This window comes from Flavobacteriales bacterium, from assembly GCA_026129465.1.
Lineage (GTDB): Bacteria > Bacteroidota > Bacteroidia > Flavobacteriales_F > PHOS-HE28 > PHOS-HE28.
In genome coordinates this window covers 3,339,252-3,354,127 of sequence record JAHCIA010000001.1, presented here as the reverse complement: position 1 = coordinate 3,354,127, position 14,876 = coordinate 3,339,252, and the positions used below count along the sequence as shown (strand labels likewise).

At 63.2% G+C, this 14,876-nt stretch carries 12 protein-coding genes and 1 pseudogene; 5 read left to right on the top strand and 8 right to left on the bottom strand.

What is annotated here, in order from left to right:
* The first annotated feature begins 78 nt into the window (after positions 1-78).
* Together KIT10_14150 and KIT10_14145 are read left to right on the top strand one after the other, a co-directional pair.
* A complete protein-coding gene (locus tag KIT10_14150) occupies positions 79-2,637 on the top strand; it encodes a S8 family serine peptidase (GenBank protein MCW5900403.1) in 2,559 nt (852 codons plus the stop codon).
* A gap of 2 nt (positions 2,638-2,639) precedes the next feature.
* Positions 2,640-4,229, top strand: coding sequence for a T9SS type A sorting domain-containing protein (locus tag KIT10_14145; GenBank protein ID MCW5900402.1), 1,590 nt, complete (start codon positions 2,640-2,642; stop codon positions 4,227-4,229).
* Positions 4,230-4,231: 2 nt separating this feature from the next.
* Here the strand turns inward: KIT10_14145 and KIT10_14140 are convergent, their stop codons facing one another.
* The 7 genes and pseudogenes from KIT10_14140 to KIT10_14110 form a co-directional block, all read right to left on the bottom strand.
* Positions 4,232-5,587 carry an OmpA family protein gene (locus KIT10_14140; protein ID MCW5900401.1) on the bottom strand — a complete coding sequence of 452 codons (1,356 nt, stop codon included), beginning with the start codon at positions 5,585-5,587 and terminating at the stop codon, positions 4,232-4,234.
* A gap of 33 nt (positions 5,588-5,620) precedes the next feature.
* A complete protein-coding gene (locus tag KIT10_14135; protein MCW5900400.1) occupies positions 5,621-6,076 on the bottom strand; it encodes a hypothetical protein in 456 nt (151 codons plus the stop codon).
* A gap of 205 nt (positions 6,077-6,281) precedes the next feature.
* Complete coding sequence (locus KIT10_14130) at positions 6,282-7,931, bottom strand: alkaline phosphatase family protein (protein ID MCW5900399.1); 1,650 nt, start codon at positions 7,929-7,931, stop codon at positions 6,282-6,284.
* On the bottom strand, positions 7,928-8,296 hold the full coding sequence (locus KIT10_14125) for a CrcB family protein (protein ID MCW5900398.1): 369 nt from the start codon (positions 8,294-8,296) through the stop codon (positions 7,928-7,930). The genes KIT10_14130 and KIT10_14125 overlap by 4 nt, the downstream gene beginning before the upstream one ends.
* Positions 8,296-8,901, bottom strand: a complete 606-nt coding sequence (locus tag KIT10_14120; protein MCW5900397.1) for a phosphatase PAP2 family protein — start codon at positions 8,899-8,901, stop codon at positions 8,296-8,298. Before KIT10_14120 ends, KIT10_14125 begins: the two co-directional genes overlap by 1 nt.
* Positions 8,889-9,911 carry a GTPase ObgE gene (gene obgE, locus KIT10_14115; protein ID MCW5900396.1) on the bottom strand — a complete coding sequence of 341 codons (1,023 nt, stop codon included), beginning with the start codon at positions 9,909-9,911 and terminating at the stop codon, positions 8,889-8,891. Before obgE ends, KIT10_14120 begins: the two co-directional genes overlap by 13 nt.
* A gap of 65 nt (positions 9,912-9,976) precedes the next feature.
* Positions 9,977-11,116 (bottom strand): annotated as a pseudogene (locus KIT10_14110) (adenylate kinase).
* Positions 11,117-11,241: 125 nt separating this feature from the next.
* On the opposite strand from KIT10_14110, the gene KIT10_14105 reads away from it, so the two are divergent.
* From KIT10_14105 to KIT10_14095, 3 genes are read left to right on the top strand one after another with little or no spacing between them, the layout of a single operon-like run.
* Positions 11,242-12,072, top strand: coding sequence for a hypothetical protein (locus KIT10_14105; protein MCW5900395.1), 831 nt, complete (start codon positions 11,242-11,244; stop codon positions 12,070-12,072).
* The gene (locus KIT10_14100) at positions 12,069-14,243 is read left to right on the top strand and encodes a hypothetical protein (GenBank protein MCW5900394.1); all 2,175 of its coding nucleotides are present in this window, start codon (positions 12,069-12,071) and stop codon (positions 14,241-14,243) included. The genes KIT10_14105 and KIT10_14100 overlap by 4 nt, the downstream gene beginning before the upstream one ends.
* 30 nt (positions 14,244-14,273) lie before the next feature.
* The gene (locus KIT10_14095; GenBank protein MCW5900393.1) at positions 14,274-14,654 is read left to right on the top strand and encodes a hypothetical protein; all 381 of its coding nucleotides are present in this window, start codon (positions 14,274-14,276) and stop codon (positions 14,652-14,654) included.
* Here KIT10_14095 and KIT10_14090 read toward each other — a convergent pair whose 3' ends face one another.
* Entirely contained in the window at positions 14,655-14,867 is a 213-nt protein-coding gene (locus KIT10_14090) for a hypothetical protein (GenBank protein MCW5900392.1), read from the bottom strand.
* Positions 14,868-14,876 lie beyond the last annotated feature (9 nt).

The following is a 14,876-nucleotide window of genomic DNA, read 5'->3' as shown; positions in this document are numbered from 1 at the left end:
ACCTTGGATATCCCAACCCTGTCACATGTTCCGCCCTTCCGCCCGCACAGCGGCACCTGGCAGGCGCAGGCCACCAAGATGGCCGTGTCCACCGCAGGCGGTGTGGTGGTCACCGGTGCCGCACCCAGCATCACCAACCTCCAATACGCCACCGTGCGCTATGCCGCCAACGGCACCCTGCTCTGGTCCACGCTGCACGGCTCGGAGCAGGGCGATGACAAGGCGCTGGCCCTGACCATGGGCAGCAACGGCGTGTTCTATGCGAGCGGGCAGACCGCCACCCCCGGCGGCGGCACCGCGTACACCACCATCAAATACGATGTGTACACCAAGGACCATGATGCCGTGCTGGACAGCCTGGGCAACCCGCTCTACCTGGACCGAGAGGTGATCGTGAAGTTCCGGCCGCACCTGCTGGACACCGCCTTCGTGGACAACAAGAACATGCAGCACACCACGCTGGACAAGCTGGTGCCGGACAGTGTGGCGGGCGCCATCGCCGCCAAGCTGGGCGTGGCCGCTTCACGCCTGCGCGTAGTGAAGACCTTCCTGACCTGGACGCGCGCCGACAGCATCTCCGTCAGCCGCCTGGGCGAGGAGCTGCGCCTTCCTAAGTTCTGGAGCGTATTCGGCATGGAGACCGGCGGGATGGAGCCGGTGGAGGCTTGCGATAGCCTCCGTTCGCTTTACCATCATTTGGCTTATACCCACACCAATTTGCTCTTTCAGTTCTACACGAACGATCCCATCTACGACGAAGGGTGGCAAAGCAGCCTGAAGCCCAAGGCAGAGTATCCTGATGCGCACATCAACATCGAACCCGCATGGGCCATCCAGGCCGGACAACCTTTCATCAAAGTGGGGATCGTGGACACGCCAATAAACTGGGACCATGAGGATTTCATATACCAGGGCCAAACCAAGATCTTAAGCGGATATGATTACCATCCTCCGGGAGTAGAAATTCTTCCAACCCTCGGAACCTATAATGCCAGTGGCTGGCATGGAACAGCTTGCGCGAGCATAGTCGGTTCGCTAAGGAACAATGGAATCGGCGTCGCTGGTATCGCCGGGGGCGATGTGAATGGCACTGGGAACACAGGCGCCTCCATCGTGCCACTTGTAGTTGGTGGAGGTACAAATTATCTCGAGCTTGATATCGCTGCTGCAGCTGTTGTGAATGGCTCCTCGCAGAACTCTGGCAGCAACAACGGCTTCGGATGCCATGTACTCAACATTAGTTGGGGAGCCGACCACCCACCACCCTCCCAGCCGTATCCGATACTACTTGCGGAGGCTGTACTTACCGCCAATCAGAATCACTGTGCCATAGCCGCCTCTCATGGGAATTACGGTGTCGACCAATCCGTCTTTCGAGCCTTGCCATCTGCGTTCGCCGAACATCCCGATGGTCCCCATGGGATCATCGGCGACGGTGTCATGTTAAGTGTTGGAGCCACCGGCGATGATGGACGGCAATTATTATCCGAGAGCAACAACACCAATGGCGTCCCCATCAACTCCAATCATCACTTTGGCTTAGACCTCGTGGCGCCAGGCAGCAGCAACATCGTATTCACGGCACTTGGCGGTTCGTTGCCAAGCGCACTCAACTGCAATGACCTGCCATGGGAAACATTCGGATTCCCTCAGAAATATGCCTGTTTCCAAGGCACTTCCTCGGCCGCGCCTCATGTGGCGGGTGTTGCGGCGTTAATGCTCGCTGAGCATAGCGTGATCAACGGGGCGCCCAATGGACTAGCGCCCGAGGATATCGAACATATTCTGGAGCAGAGTGCCAAGGACATCTTCGACTTGGAAACGGAATGGCCTCCTTATGAAGACTATCAAGTGGGCTACGATGACTACCACGGTCACGGCCGCCTGGATGCTGGAGCGGCATTGGAACTTGTAACCGCCCCGCATTGTGTGGTCCATTCCAGCGCACCACTATCGACCGATTCACAACAATTCTCCAACGAAGTCATCACTATTCCTCCGAACAACCTCTTGGGGCTTCCGCACGGGGAGTACAACGCCTATCGCGTCATGGTGACACATGAGTACTTTGATGGATTCCCGATCACAGCCGAGATCATCGTCCCGGGTGGCTCCTGGGGGCGCGAAAGCTCGACGATTGGCACTCATGGAAGCGGATCCGTGGTGAACGGCCGGACCTGGGCCAACTACGTGTTCGTCATCAATGGCAACTCAGTGGATGTTACAGCAACCACGAGTACCTGGTTCATCCTTAACAGTACAGACAACAGCATTGTAGTGAACGAATGGTTCCCGGCGGTGCCCGGCGAGCTTCGCACTGCCTACTCGCTATTGGTGGTCGATGGTGACTGCTGGGGACCAAGCACAGTGAGCACTGATGAAGTCATCAGTGGAAATGGTATCGTGGTATACCCCAATCCTGCCAGCGACATGCTCACCATCGATATTGGTGACCTGGCCGCACCCGGTTGGGAGCTGACGATCATTGACGCTCTTGGGCGCAAGGTGATCTCCGAAGCCATGGGAGCACAGCGGTTGGTGCGCATGCCAGTTGGCCAACTTAGAGCGGGCGCTTATTGCTTGCTATTGCGCCGCCACAATGAAGTCCATACCCGCCGCTTCATCAAACAAAACTGACCATGAGGTGCCCACTCTTGATTGCTGTGGCGGCCCTCCTCATGTCTACCAGTGGCTTTCCGTACCTGGCGGCACAAACGCCTCCCACCATCCTGTGGCAGTTCAACTATGGCGGCAGCATGCACGATGCGGGCCATTGTATCTCCCCCACCAGCGATGGCGGCTACGTCATTGCAGGGCGTACGGACTCCAATGACGGTGACATCTCTGGCCATCATGGTCTCAGCGACATATGGGTCATCAAGCTACAGGGGGACGGTAGCATGGATTGGCAGCGTTGCTACGGAGGAAGCGAGTGGGAGGAGAATGTGGCCGTGATCCACGCAACTTCTGATGGCGGTTACATTATAGGGGGATCCACTTCATCATTTGATGGTGATGTTGAATGCCCGGGATCCAACGGGCCGCGGATCTGGCTGGTCAAGCTAGAATCCAACGGGGAGATCGAGTGGCAGCGATGCTTGGGCGGATCAGGGTTCGATATCCTCTATTCCATTTTGACTTTTGAGGACGGATTCCTGATCTGCGCAAGCAGCACTTCAAGCGATGGCGATGCGGTGGGCAATCATGGCCTCTCAGATATGTTGCTGGTCAAGACCGACAACGCAGGCAATACGATATGGAGCCGGTGCTACGGAGGAAGTCAAAGTGATGGGGGCTTGCGGGTCATCGCCTCCAATGCGGGAGGTAGCATCATTGTGGGCCAGACGAGTTCCAACGACGGGGACCTCGTCGGCAACAATCCCTACTATGCTGAACCTGTACCCAGTACCACAGGTTGGGTCATGAAGGTGGATGCCGAAGGGGATATCATCTGGCAGCGATGCGTTGGCGGATTGGGCAACGAATTTCTCTACGATGTGAAAGAGGCTCAGGATGGCTCCATCTGGGCGGTTGGGTACACCAACTCCAATAATGGTGATGTCACCGGCAATCAAGGTGGCGGAGACGCATGGATTGTCAAGCTGAATGGAGCCGGGGAGTTGATCGGCACCAAATGCTTCGGAGGCACGGCACATGATCGCTTCGGGGGCATAAACGTGCTGCCTTCCGGCAATGCTATTGTCGTTGGCAGGACGATCTCGGCGGATGGAGACATTTCAGATCCTTTGGGTGGGCTGGATGTCTGGGTAGTATGTGTATCCTCAGATCTGGAGGTCATATGGCAGCGCACCATGGGTGGCAGCACAAATGACCTGGCGGAAGGAATCGCACCGGCTTCAGATGGTAGTGTGGTCATCACCGGGTATAGCCAGTCATCCGATGGCGACCTCACAGGCAACCATGGCGAAGCCGACGTATGGGTCGTCAAACTCGCCCCCTGGGAGGTAGGCATTGCCGAGCATGGCACGCCGCAGGCGCTGCATCTGTACCCATCACCCGTGCAAGACCTTTTGCAGGTGGAATGGGAAGGCCCCCATGCCGCCGTGCTGCATTGGACCATTGTGGACCTCACCGGCCGGGCCGTGGCCCAAGGCCGTTCGGCGGGGGGGCGCTGGTCCGTGCCGGTGGCGCATTTGGCGCCGGGCACTTATGTGATGCGGGTGCTGACGCCCGAAGGCTTGCTCGCGCAGCGCTTCATGCGTGGCTGAACTCACCTCAACCACTCCACCTCCACCCTCCGCTCATCGGGATTGCGCCCCACGCTGCGGCTGTCGCCGTAGTGGTTCACCGGCAGACGCTCGGGGGCGATGCCGCGCTGCAGCAGATAATTGCGCACGGCCTGGGCGCGCTGCTCACTGAGGCGCAGGTTCAGCGCGGGGTCGCCGCTGCGGTCGGTGTAGCCGGTGATGAGCACTTTGTGCTGCGGCGCGCGTGCCAGTTGCTCGAAGACCTCGTTGAGCAGGATGCGGTACTCCGGATCGAGCGCCACGGAATTGCGCGCGAAGCGGATGGTGAGGTTGCGCCGCGTGAGGTCGCTGAGGTTGGCGATCGGATTGTCCGGCTCGGGACGCCGCTGTTCGCGCAGGTCGCGCATCTCCAGGTCAAGACCCGTGAGGCGGTCCTCGATATCGTCCATGCGGTCGCGCAGTTCCCACAGCTCCTTGCGCTGGTCCATGCGGTCGATGCGCGTGTTGATGTTGTCCAGCTCGCCCTTCAGCCAGCGGTCGCGCTTGCGGATGCGCTGCGGTTCGGCCACAGGCGTATCGGCCGTGACCGCAGGGCGCTCTTGAACGGCACGAAGAAAAGCCTGGCCCAACGCGGGGTCGATGCCACCACCGCCGGTATCGGCCAGCTGAAGATCGAGCGCACAGAGGAAGTTCTCCTCGTCGAAGACGGTGCCGCAGGTGGAGTTGATGCGCAACTCGGCGCCGGGAAGCGACTCCTTGGGCCCCAGCACGCGCACCGCGGCGAGCGGCAGCAGATCGGCGCGCAATTGCCGTTCGAGTTCCTCGCGCTGGGTGCGCACGTAGCGGTATATCGCCAGGTATTTGTCCTGCCCATCGCCACCGTCGATGCCCAGATGCGCCTGGCTCCAATCGATGCGGAGCATGCGATCCAACTGCTGGCGGGTGGGCGGCGAGAATCCGGCGAAGGCCTCCTCCGCGCCGTACTCCTCGCAGGCCGCGCGGGCCATGGCGTCCAACTCGCGCATCATGGCCTCGGCCGTGAGGTCGGCGGCGATGCCGGTCTTGGTGAAGCGCACGCGGCTGTCGAGGTAGGCGCCCACACCGGCCTCCACCAGGCGGTCGAGCATCAGGCGCAGGTCATCGCGTGGGGCGGTGAGCGGGCGGAACTGGAACACGGCGTTGGCGCCGGGCACCCCACGCCAGATGGCCTCGAAGGCGGGCACGGCGGCAGGATCATCCTCCAGCGTGCCGCGCACATTCACCGTGGTGCCGCTGCTTTCACCATCGAGCCGGAGCACAGGCTGCCCATGCGAATCCCAGGACGACAGCAGTAAGCTGGCCGACCACAGACAGGTCAAGAGGAGCCGTCCGCGCCACATCACGGTGTGAAATTAGACCGGTGCCATGGGCGCTCAGAGGCGCGTGGCGGGCAAGATGTCCCCGCGTTTCTCAACAGGGGGCGTCGGCTGTGCCAATTCAGCGAGCTGTGCCCGCTCCCTGATCCAACGGTGCGCCTCCCCGGGCTCGCGGAAGACGCGCAAGGCGAACCTCGGTCGGTACACCTGGCGGAACAGCTCCACCTGCAGGCGCATGTCGAGGTCCTCGGTATGGATGGCGAGCGCATGGCCCGATGCTCCACAGGCCCGGCTCAGCAGGGCGCGCGCTTCCTCGCTCACGGACAGGCCACTGCGGCATTCCACCAGCATGGGCGCGCGCGCCATGGGGTCCAAGGCCGCGGTCAAGCGCAACAATTCCTTCATCCGGTATCGGTCGACCGCGGAGGCCTGTGTGAAGACGAGCCGCAGCACACCATCCTCGCGATGCAATTCGAAGGGGCTGTTGAAGACCGGCGGCTCCCAAGGATGCATGCCGAAAACTACTTCGGTGGTGGGGCCTCGCGATCGATATGCTTCAAGCGGACATCAACAGGGATATGAACAGTGCCGAGGCTGGATGTTGCAGTGGCAGGGCGTTGGATGCAATGGATGCACCATGGAACGGAAGGGCGCTTCACGTGAGGGTATCGCCCCCGAGGGACGATCAGCGAAGACGGTGGGCTTTACGGCCGCTGATTCAGCGGAGCACTTCCGTCACCACATGGCCGGTGGCCGCGTCCGGCATGGGTATCCCCGCGATCATGGCGATGGTGGACGCGATGTCCGTGATGTGCGTGCGGCGCAGGACCTCGCCCGGCCGGATGCCCTTGCCGTAGAAGACGATCGGCACATGCGAGTCGTAGTTCCACGGCGAGCCATGGTCGGTGCCGCGGCCCCTGGCCCAGGTCTTCGGATCCATGTGACCGGGCCGCCAGGCCACCATCACATCGCCGCCGCGCAGGGGCATGAAGCCGCGTTGCATGTTGCCACGCACCTGTTCCGAATAGTTGAAGCGCGAAAGATCCGACGCGGTCAGGGCCTCGGCGACCAAGGGGTTGCGAAGCAGTTCATCGGCGGCGGCCTGTTGCACCACGGCGCGATCGAGCTTGCGCGCGGCGATGAGGGAGTCGTTCAGGAAGATCTGCTCCTCCACGATGTGGCGCACCCATTTGCCCTGGCCGAATCGCCGGGACAGGGAGATGTCCAGGTCCTGCGCGATCAGCTTCGTGTCGATGTAGTCCGCACTGCCCTTCAGGTCCTTCATGTAGGCGGGCACGTCCACGGCACCATGGTCGCTGGTGAGGAAGAGCGTGTAGTGCTCGGGGCCCACGGCCTTGTCCAGCGCGTTCAGCAACCGTTCCAATTCCCGATCCAACCGGATGTACATGTCCTCCATTTCCAAAGCGCGGATGCCGGTGAGGTGTCCCAACTCGTCCGGCGCGCCGTAGCTGATGGCGAGCAGGTCGGTGATGGCGTCCCTGCCCATGGCCTCCGCATCCAAAGCGGCCAAGGCGAAGTCGGTGGTGAGGCGGTTGCCCACTGGCAGATAGCGCAGCACCTTGGTGTCTCCGCCATTGGCGGCGAGCAAGGCCGCGAGGTCGACCGGCAAGGTGGCGGTGGCCGTGCCCGGGATGGGGATCTCGTAGGGGTTGTCGTCCGGCAGTACCTGCGCGTAGCGTTCCATCGGCAGCACCAGGTCCCAGCTGCCTTGCATGTACTTCGCCGCAAGGCCTTGTGCGTTGAAGTCCTTCACCCAACGCGGCAACTCGTCCATGTACCAATCGCTGGTGACCCAATGCCCGGCGAGACCTTCGCCGAACCAATAAGCGGCGTCGCCCATGCGCCCGATGGGCAGGATCGAGCCGCGGTCCTTCCACGCCACGCCAATGGTCTTCGATCGTCCCGCGGTGAAGCGTTCCAACTCATCGGCCAGCGTGGTGCTGAAGAGATTCGCCGGTGAACGCTTGCCGGGATGCGCCTCATCGCCCACGCACCTCGCCCGGTCGTCCTGCGCGCAATAGAGTCCCTGGCCGGTGGCGCGCACGTACATGTTGTTGCCCACGATGCCGTGGTGCGTGGGCGTGGTGCCGGTGTATATGCTGGCATGGCCCGGCCCGGTGCGCGTGGGCTGGTAGTTGAAGTGGGCATCGCGCAGAAAAGCCCCGTTGCCCACCAAGCGCTTGAATCCGCCCTCGCCGAAGTTGTGCCAGTAGCGGTAGAGGTGGTCGGTGCGCATCTGGTCCACCACCACGCCCACGATGAGACGGGGAGGATCCTGCCAGCCAGGCCGCTGGGCGTGCAGCGGAATACCGGTAAGGAGAAGAGCAAGGAATGCCAGGTGTCTCATGCGCTGCGTGCGATGATGTAGAAGAGCAGGATGCCGGCGAGCGCGCTCACCACCACATTGGCCATGGCATGACCGACAAGGCCGCTGCGGAGCATCAGGAAGTTCTCGTAGCTGAAGGTGCTGAAAGTGCTGAAGCCACCGCAGAAGCCCACGGCGATGAAGGCCTTCAGCGCGTCGCGGCCCTGGAACTGGTCCTGCCATTTGATGATGAAGGCGGCGAGGATGGCCGTGCTGATGAGGTTGGAGGCCAGCGTGGCCCAGGGGAAGATGCCGCGCACGTCCAGCAGCAGCACCAAGCGGCCCATGCCGAAGCGGGCCATGCTGCCCAGGCCACCACCAACGAAAACCGCGAGCCAGGTCATCATCACGATCCAAGGTACCACACGAAGCCTTTGCGCTTCGCCAAATGGCGCAAGATCAGCACCGCACATGAACCGATCGTGAAGCCGAAGAGCGCGCCCACGAGCACATCACCCGGGTAGTGCACGCCGAGGTGGACCCTGCTGTAGGCGATGAAGGCGGCCCAGAAGAAGAGCGCGGGCGAGGCCCAGCGCGGCGTTCCGCGCAGGATGCCCGCCATGAAGGCCGCGATGGCGAAGTGGTTGCTGGCGTGCGAACTGACGAAGCCGAAGCGCCCGCCGCAGTGGCCGTCGACGATGTGCACCAGTCCCTGCAAGGCCGGCTCATGGCAGGGCCGCAGGCGTTGCACCGTGTTCTTGAAAAGCGCCACGGATCCCGAGTCGCTGGCCAGGATCATCAAAGCGATGACGGGCAAACTCCACCACAGGCCTTTCCAGCCGAGGCGCTTCCGCAGCACGACCAGGAAGAAGAGGTAGAGCGGCATCCACACGAGCATCTCGCTCACGGTCCCCATCAGGGCATCGGACCACGGGGCGTGCAGGCCGTTGAGGGCGAGGAAGAGTTCGCGGTCCAACGCATCGATCCGCTCCAGCAGATTCATGCGGTCCATTCAGGGAAGGTGTCCCGCTGCTTTTGTGCACCGTGCAACTTGCGCCAGAGCACGTCCTTCAATTCTTCCAGCCCGAAGCCGCTCACACTGCTGATGAGCACATGGTCCACACCTTTGGGAAGTTCCTGGCGCAGTTGCTCCATCAACTCGGTGTCGAGCATGTCGCACTTGGTCACGGCCAGCAGGCGGTCCTTGTCCAGCAGTTCGCGGCTGTATGCGCGCAGTTCGTCCAGCAGCACGTTGTACTCGTGCCGGATGTCCTTGCTGTCCGCTGGCACCATGAAGAGCAGCACGCTGTTGCGTTCGATGTGGCGCAGGAAGCGCAGGCCGAGACCCTTGCCTTCGTGGGCGCCCTCGATGATGCCGGGGATGTCGGCCATCACGAAGCTCTTGTGGTCGCGGTAGGGCACGATGCCCAGGTTGGGCACCAGCGTGGTGAAGGCGTAGTCGGCCACCTTGGGCTTGGCGGCGGTGATGCTGGCCAGCAGCGTGCTCTTGCCCGCATTGGGGAAGCCCACCAGACCCACATCGGCGAGGACCTTCAGCTCCATCACCACCAGCCGGGTGACACCGGGTTCGCCGGGCTGGGCATACCGGGGCGTCTGGTTCGTGGCGCTCTTGAAGTGCTGGTTGCCGAGCCCACCGCGGCCGCCCTTGAAGAGGATGTGCTCCTCGCCGTCCTTGGTCACCTCGCAGAGCTGCTCGCCGGTCTCGGCGTCCCGCACCACGGTGCCCAGAGGCAGTTCGATCACCTGGTCACGGCCGGCGGATCCGCTGCTCTGGTTGCTGGTGCCCACATGGCCGTCCTCGGCGATCACATGCTTGGTGTAGCGCAGGTGCAGCAGGGTCCACAACTGGGCGTTGCCGCGCACGATGATGTGCCCGCCCCTGCCGCCGTCACCGCCATCGGGGCCGCCCTTGGGCATGTACTTCTCCCGCCGCAGGTGGCTGCTGCCCTTGCCGCCCTTGCCGCTGCGGCACTCGATGCGGATGTGGTCGATGAAGTTCATTGTTCATGTGCCCATCTGCCCATGTGGCCATGTGCACCTGCGCACATGGGCACATGCGCACACGACTACCCGATCGCTTCCACCAACCGTTCCGTGATGTCCTCCAAACTCCCCACCCCATCGATCGCCTTGTACTTGCCTTGCGCGGAGTAGTAGTCCTTCAGCGGCGCGGTCTTGGTCTCGTACTCGCGGATGCGGTTGCGGATCACGGCCACATCCTGGTCGTCGCTGCGGCCGCTGGTGGCGCCACGCCCGAGCAGGCGCTTCACCAGTTCATCCTCGGGCACTTCCAGCGCGAGCATGGCGGAGATGGGATCGCTCTTCTCGGCGAGCATGGCGTCGAGGGCCTCGGCCTGGGCCTTGGTGCGCGGGAAACCGTCGAAGATGAAACCCTTCGCATCGTGGTGGGCCTCCATCTTGTTGCGGATCATGCCGATCACCACTTCATCGGGCACCAGCTGGCCGGCGTCCATCAGTTCCTTGGCCTGCAGGCCCAGTTCGGTCTCGGCCTTCAACTCGGCGCGGAGCAGATCGCCGGTGCTGAGATGCACCAGGCCGTAGCGTTCGATGAGAAAGTTGCTCTGGGTGCCCTTGCCCGCGCCCGGGGGGCCGAAAAGGACGATGTTGCGTTTGCTCATGTCGGAATTCGATCGGGCCCGGGGGCCTCATGGTTGTACGATCCTGTATATGCCCTGCAGGTTCCTGCCCAGCCCGTCGTGGTCCAGGCCACTGCCCACCACGAAATCGTTGGGGATGCGCAGGGCGGCGAAGTTCACCGGGATGTCCTGCTTGTACGCCTCGGGCTTGAAGAGCATGGTGGCCACGGCCGTGCTGGCAGGGTGGCGCTCGGCCAGGGTGTCCATGATGTGGCGGATGGTGTGGCCGGTGTCCACGATGTCCTCCACCACCACCACGTGCCGGCCCTCGACCTTCTCCGAGAGGCCGATCAGCTGGTCCACCTTGCCGGTGCTGCGCGTGCCCCGGTAGCTGGCCACCTTCACGAAGCTGATCTCGCACTCGATGGGCAGGCGCTTGAGCAGCTCCGCGGCGAAGAAGTACGAGCCGTTGAGCACCCCGAGGAAGAGGGGCCGCTTGCCGTCGTACTCCTCGCGCAACGCATCGGCCACACGCTGTATGGCGGCCTCCAGCTCCGCTGGCGGGATGAAGGGTTCGAAATCCTTGTCGTGCAGACGTATGCGGCCCATGCGGGTGGCGAAGGTAGGGGCGGTGGGTCGGATGTTGAGAGGTTGGATCTTGTGGAATAGGAGGTTGGGACCGTGTTGCACCAGGCATAACACGGCGCATGCGACGGTTGCCTACTTTCGGCACCATGCCACGCGCGCTCGCCTGCCTGTTCCTCCTGTCTTCCTTTTTCGTTCACGCCGGTGGCGATCCGCTGCCGCTCGGTGCGCGATTCGCCGGCATGGGCTACGCGGGTCTCACACTCACCGATGTGTGGAGCGTGCGGCTGAACCCGGCTGGACTCACGGGTGTGGAAGTGCCCACGGCCGGGCTCTTCTACCAGCGCCATTGGTTGAGCGAGGACCTCGCGCATCAGGGCATCGCCGTGGCGATACCGCTCGGGCGTGGCGTGCTGGGCATCGGGGGCGATCGCTTCGGCTACGACCTGTACAACGAGACGCGCGCCACGCTGGCCTATGCCATGCCTTTCGGCGAGGGCCTGCGCGCCGCCGTGCAACTGGGCCATGTGGGTGTGGCGCTGGGCGACAACTACGGGCGATCGGGCACGCTGGTGGCCGAAGTGGGCATGCAGGCCCGCATCACCGACGCGCTGTGGATCGGCGCGCACCTGTACAACCCCAACCGCAGCGGCTTCGGCAGCACCGGCGATGCCGCCGTGGTGGTGGACGAGCGCGTGCCCACCGTGCTGCGCGCCGGCCTATGCTATACGTTCAGCGACAAGCTGCTGATGACGCTCGACGCGGAGAAGGACATCGACCAGGACGAGCGCTTCCGCGTGGGCGTGGAGTACAACCCGAACAAGGTGCTCTACCTGCGCACCGGGGTGGGCACCGGCCCGGCGCAGTCGCACTTCGGCGTGGGCCTGCGGCTGGACCGCTTCGACATCGACATGGCGCTGGCCGTGCGCGCCCTGCTGGGCCCCACACCCATGCTCAACCTGAACTACCGATTCAAGTGAGGCCGATCGCCGCGGCATCGCTCCTGCTGCTGTGCCTGCCCTTCGCGCGGGCCCAGGTGGATGGCGTGCCCAAGGACCTCATCGAACAGCGCATCGAGGACGCCATCGAGCAACTCGGCGACGATGCCGACATCGACCTCACCAACCTCTTCGAGTACCTCACCGACCGCTACCTCGATCCGATCGACCTGAACCACACCGACGCGCTCGAACTGAACAAGCTGCTCCTGCTTTCCGACGTGCAGATCAGCGCGCTCATCCAGCACATCCGCCGCAACGGCAAGCTGCTCAGCATCTACGAGCTGCAGACGATCGACAGCTGGGACGTGCGCACCATCGAGATCGTGCGGCCCTTCATCACCGTGCGCGAAACACCGGGCAGCACCTCGGCTTCGCTGAAGAACATCCTCAAGCGCGCCAACCACGAGCTGATGGTGCGCAGCTTCCTCAACATCGAGCAGCGGCGCGGCAACATGGACCGCCGCAGCCTCTTCGGCAAGGACTACTACTACCCCAACGGAAACCCTTTGCCCGACTTCGACGACCCGGCCGTGCTCGATTCGCTGCGCGCGAACAACCGCGTCTACCTCGGCAGCCCCTACAAGTTCTACACGCGCTACCGCTTCCGCTACCGGCAGAACATCAGCATGGGCATCACCGCCGAGAAGGACGAGGGCGAGGAATTCTTCCGGGGCAGCCAGCCGCAGGGGTACGACTTCTACAGCGCGCACTTCTTCCTACGCGAATTCGGCCGGCTCAAGGCGCTGGCGGTGGGCGACTACCAGGCGCAGTTCGGGCAGGGCCTCACCTTCTGGAACGGCCTTGGTTTTGGCAGCAAGAGCAGCTTCACCATGAACGTGAAGCGGAACGGCATCGGCCTGATGCCCTACACCAGCGTGAACGAGAACCTTTTCATGCGTGGCGTGGCGGCCACCTATGAAGTGATGAAGAACGTGGAACTCACGGGCTTCTACTCCAACAAGGGCATCGACGGGAACATCACCTCGGTGCCCGCCGGCCAGGACACCACCGACACGATCGAACCCGAACTCGTCTTCAGCAGTTTCCAGGAGGACGGCTTCCACCGCACGCAGCGCGAGGTGGACCGCAAGCGTTCGGTGGCCGAACGCATCATCGGTGGGCACCTCCGCTACATACGTCGCGCCTACAGCGTGGGCGTCACAGCGGCGCACACCGAGTTCGGCGGCACGCTCGCGCGCAACCTGCAGCCCTACAACCAGTTCGAGTTCCAGGGGCGCAGCAACACCACCGCCGGCCTCGACTGGAACGCGCTCTACCGCAACCTCACCTTCTTCGGCGAAGCGGCCATGAGCGCCAACGGGGCGGTGAGTTGGAACGCCGGACTGCTGGCGGCACTGGACAAACGCGTGAGCGTGAGCATGGTGTACCGCGACTACGCGCGTGACTTCCAGAACCTCTACAGCGTGGCCTTCGGCGAGGGCATCAATCCCTGGAACCAGCGCGGTCTGTTCACGGGGCTGGAGATCCGCCCGGACCGCAAGTGGACGATCAACGCCTTCTACGACCAGTGGACGCACCCCTGGCTGCGCTACCTGGTGGACGCGCCCAGCAACGGCAGCGACTGGCTGGCGCAGGTGAACTGGCGGCCGCAGCGCGGCACCGAACTCTATGTGCGCGTGCGCCAGCGCAACCGCCCGCGCAACACCGCCGACGATGTGGAACGGATCCGCAACGTGGTGGAGATGGACCAGACCAACTACCGCTTCAACGCCTCCTACAAGGTGAGTGCGGCCGTGAGCCTGCGCACCCGCGTGGAGACCGTGGACTTCAAGCGCGGCGATGCGCCATTGAAGCACGGTTTCCTCATCTACCAGGACATCGTGCACCGCCCGCTGAGCAGCCCGGTGGAACTCACCCTCCGTTTCGCGCTCTTCGAGACGGACAGCTACGACGCGCGCATCTATGCCTACGAGAACGACCTCATCGGCGTGTTCTCCATACCGCCCTATTACGGCCGCGGCATCCGCTGGTACGGCATGGTGCGGGCCACACCGCTGCGCCGCGTGGACCTGTGGGTGCGCTATGGCGCGTGGATCTACCAGGACCAGACGGTCATCAGCAGCGGCCTGCAGGAGATCCCGGGCAACGTGCGGAGTGATATCAAGGTGCAGATGAGGTGGAGGTTCTAAGGTCGAGGGGCCGGGGGTTGAAGCGGACCGATGAAGCCGAGACACATCCGCCTGGACGAACGCACCACGCTGGCACGCTTCACCAGCACGAGGATGCCGCTGTTGGAATTCCGCCAGGCGCTCTTCCACACCCCACGGCCGGGCTGGCAGAAGCGGCTCTACCCCGCCATGCTGCTGGTGAGCACCAGTGCGCGCGATGCGGAAGGCAGGCTGGTGGCGCAGGAGCACCAAGGCATGCGGTTCGCGCTGCTCTACGATGCGAGCTGGCCCGAGGCGCTCTTCCTCAACATCCGGCGATGGCCCTACACGCCCGTGCAGGCTCCGGGTGCCGCAAGTTGGACCGTGGAGATCCGCCTGCGCGACCTGCGCCTGGGACAGGACGAGTACGTGGAGGTGGTCTTCCTGGGCTGATCAGCCCTCATCCGATGCTTCGGATCGCTTTCGCTTGCCAGCGGGCAGGACCAGCCCCAGCAACAGATAGCCCATCACGCCGCCATAGGCCGTGCTGCTCCACCATTGGCCGGTGATGCCGCAGCCGCTCGCGCAGCCATACCAATTCCACCAGGCCCATCCGGCCAGGGCCCCGATCGCGATCGCGATCATGTGGATCTTCCATCGTCCCATGGTGCGAAG

Coding starts and splice junctions, on each gene's coding strand:
- KIT10_14150 (MCW5900403.1), top strand. CDS start 79: ATGGCCGTGTCCACCGCAGGCGGTGTGGTGGTCACCGGTGCCGCACCC.
- KIT10_14145 (MCW5900402.1), top strand. CDS start 2,640: ATGAGGTGCCCACTCTTGATTGCTGTGGCGGCCCTCCTCATGTCTACC.
- KIT10_14140 (MCW5900401.1), bottom strand. CDS start 5,587: ATGTGGCGCGGACGGCTCCTCTTGACCTGTCTGTGGTCGGCCAGCTTA.
- KIT10_14135 (MCW5900400.1), bottom strand. CDS start 6,076: ATGCATCCTTGGGAGCCGCCGGTCTTCAACAGCCCCTTCGAATTGCAT.
- KIT10_14130 (MCW5900399.1), bottom strand. CDS start 7,931: ATGAGACACCTGGCATTCCTTGCTCTTCTCCTTACCGGTATTCCGCTG.
- KIT10_14125 (MCW5900398.1), bottom strand. CDS start 8,296: ATGATGACCTGGCTCGCGGTTTTCGTTGGTGGTGGCCTGGGCAGCATG.
- KIT10_14120 (MCW5900397.1), bottom strand. CDS start 8,901: ATGGACCGCATGAATCTGCTGGAGCGGATCGATGCGTTGGACCGCGAA.
- obgE (MCW5900396.1), bottom strand. CDS start 9,911: ATGAACTTCATCGACCACATCCGCATCGAGTGCCGCAGCGGCAAGGGC.
- KIT10_14105 (MCW5900395.1), top strand. CDS start 11,242: ATGCCACGCGCGCTCGCCTGCCTGTTCCTCCTGTCTTCCTTTTTCGTT.
- KIT10_14095 (MCW5900393.1), top strand. CDS start 14,274: ATGAAGCCGAGACACATCCGCCTGGACGAACGCACCACGCTGGCACGC.
- KIT10_14090 (MCW5900392.1), bottom strand. CDS start 14,867: ATGGGACGATGGAAGATCCACATGATCGCGATCGCGATCGGGGCCCTG.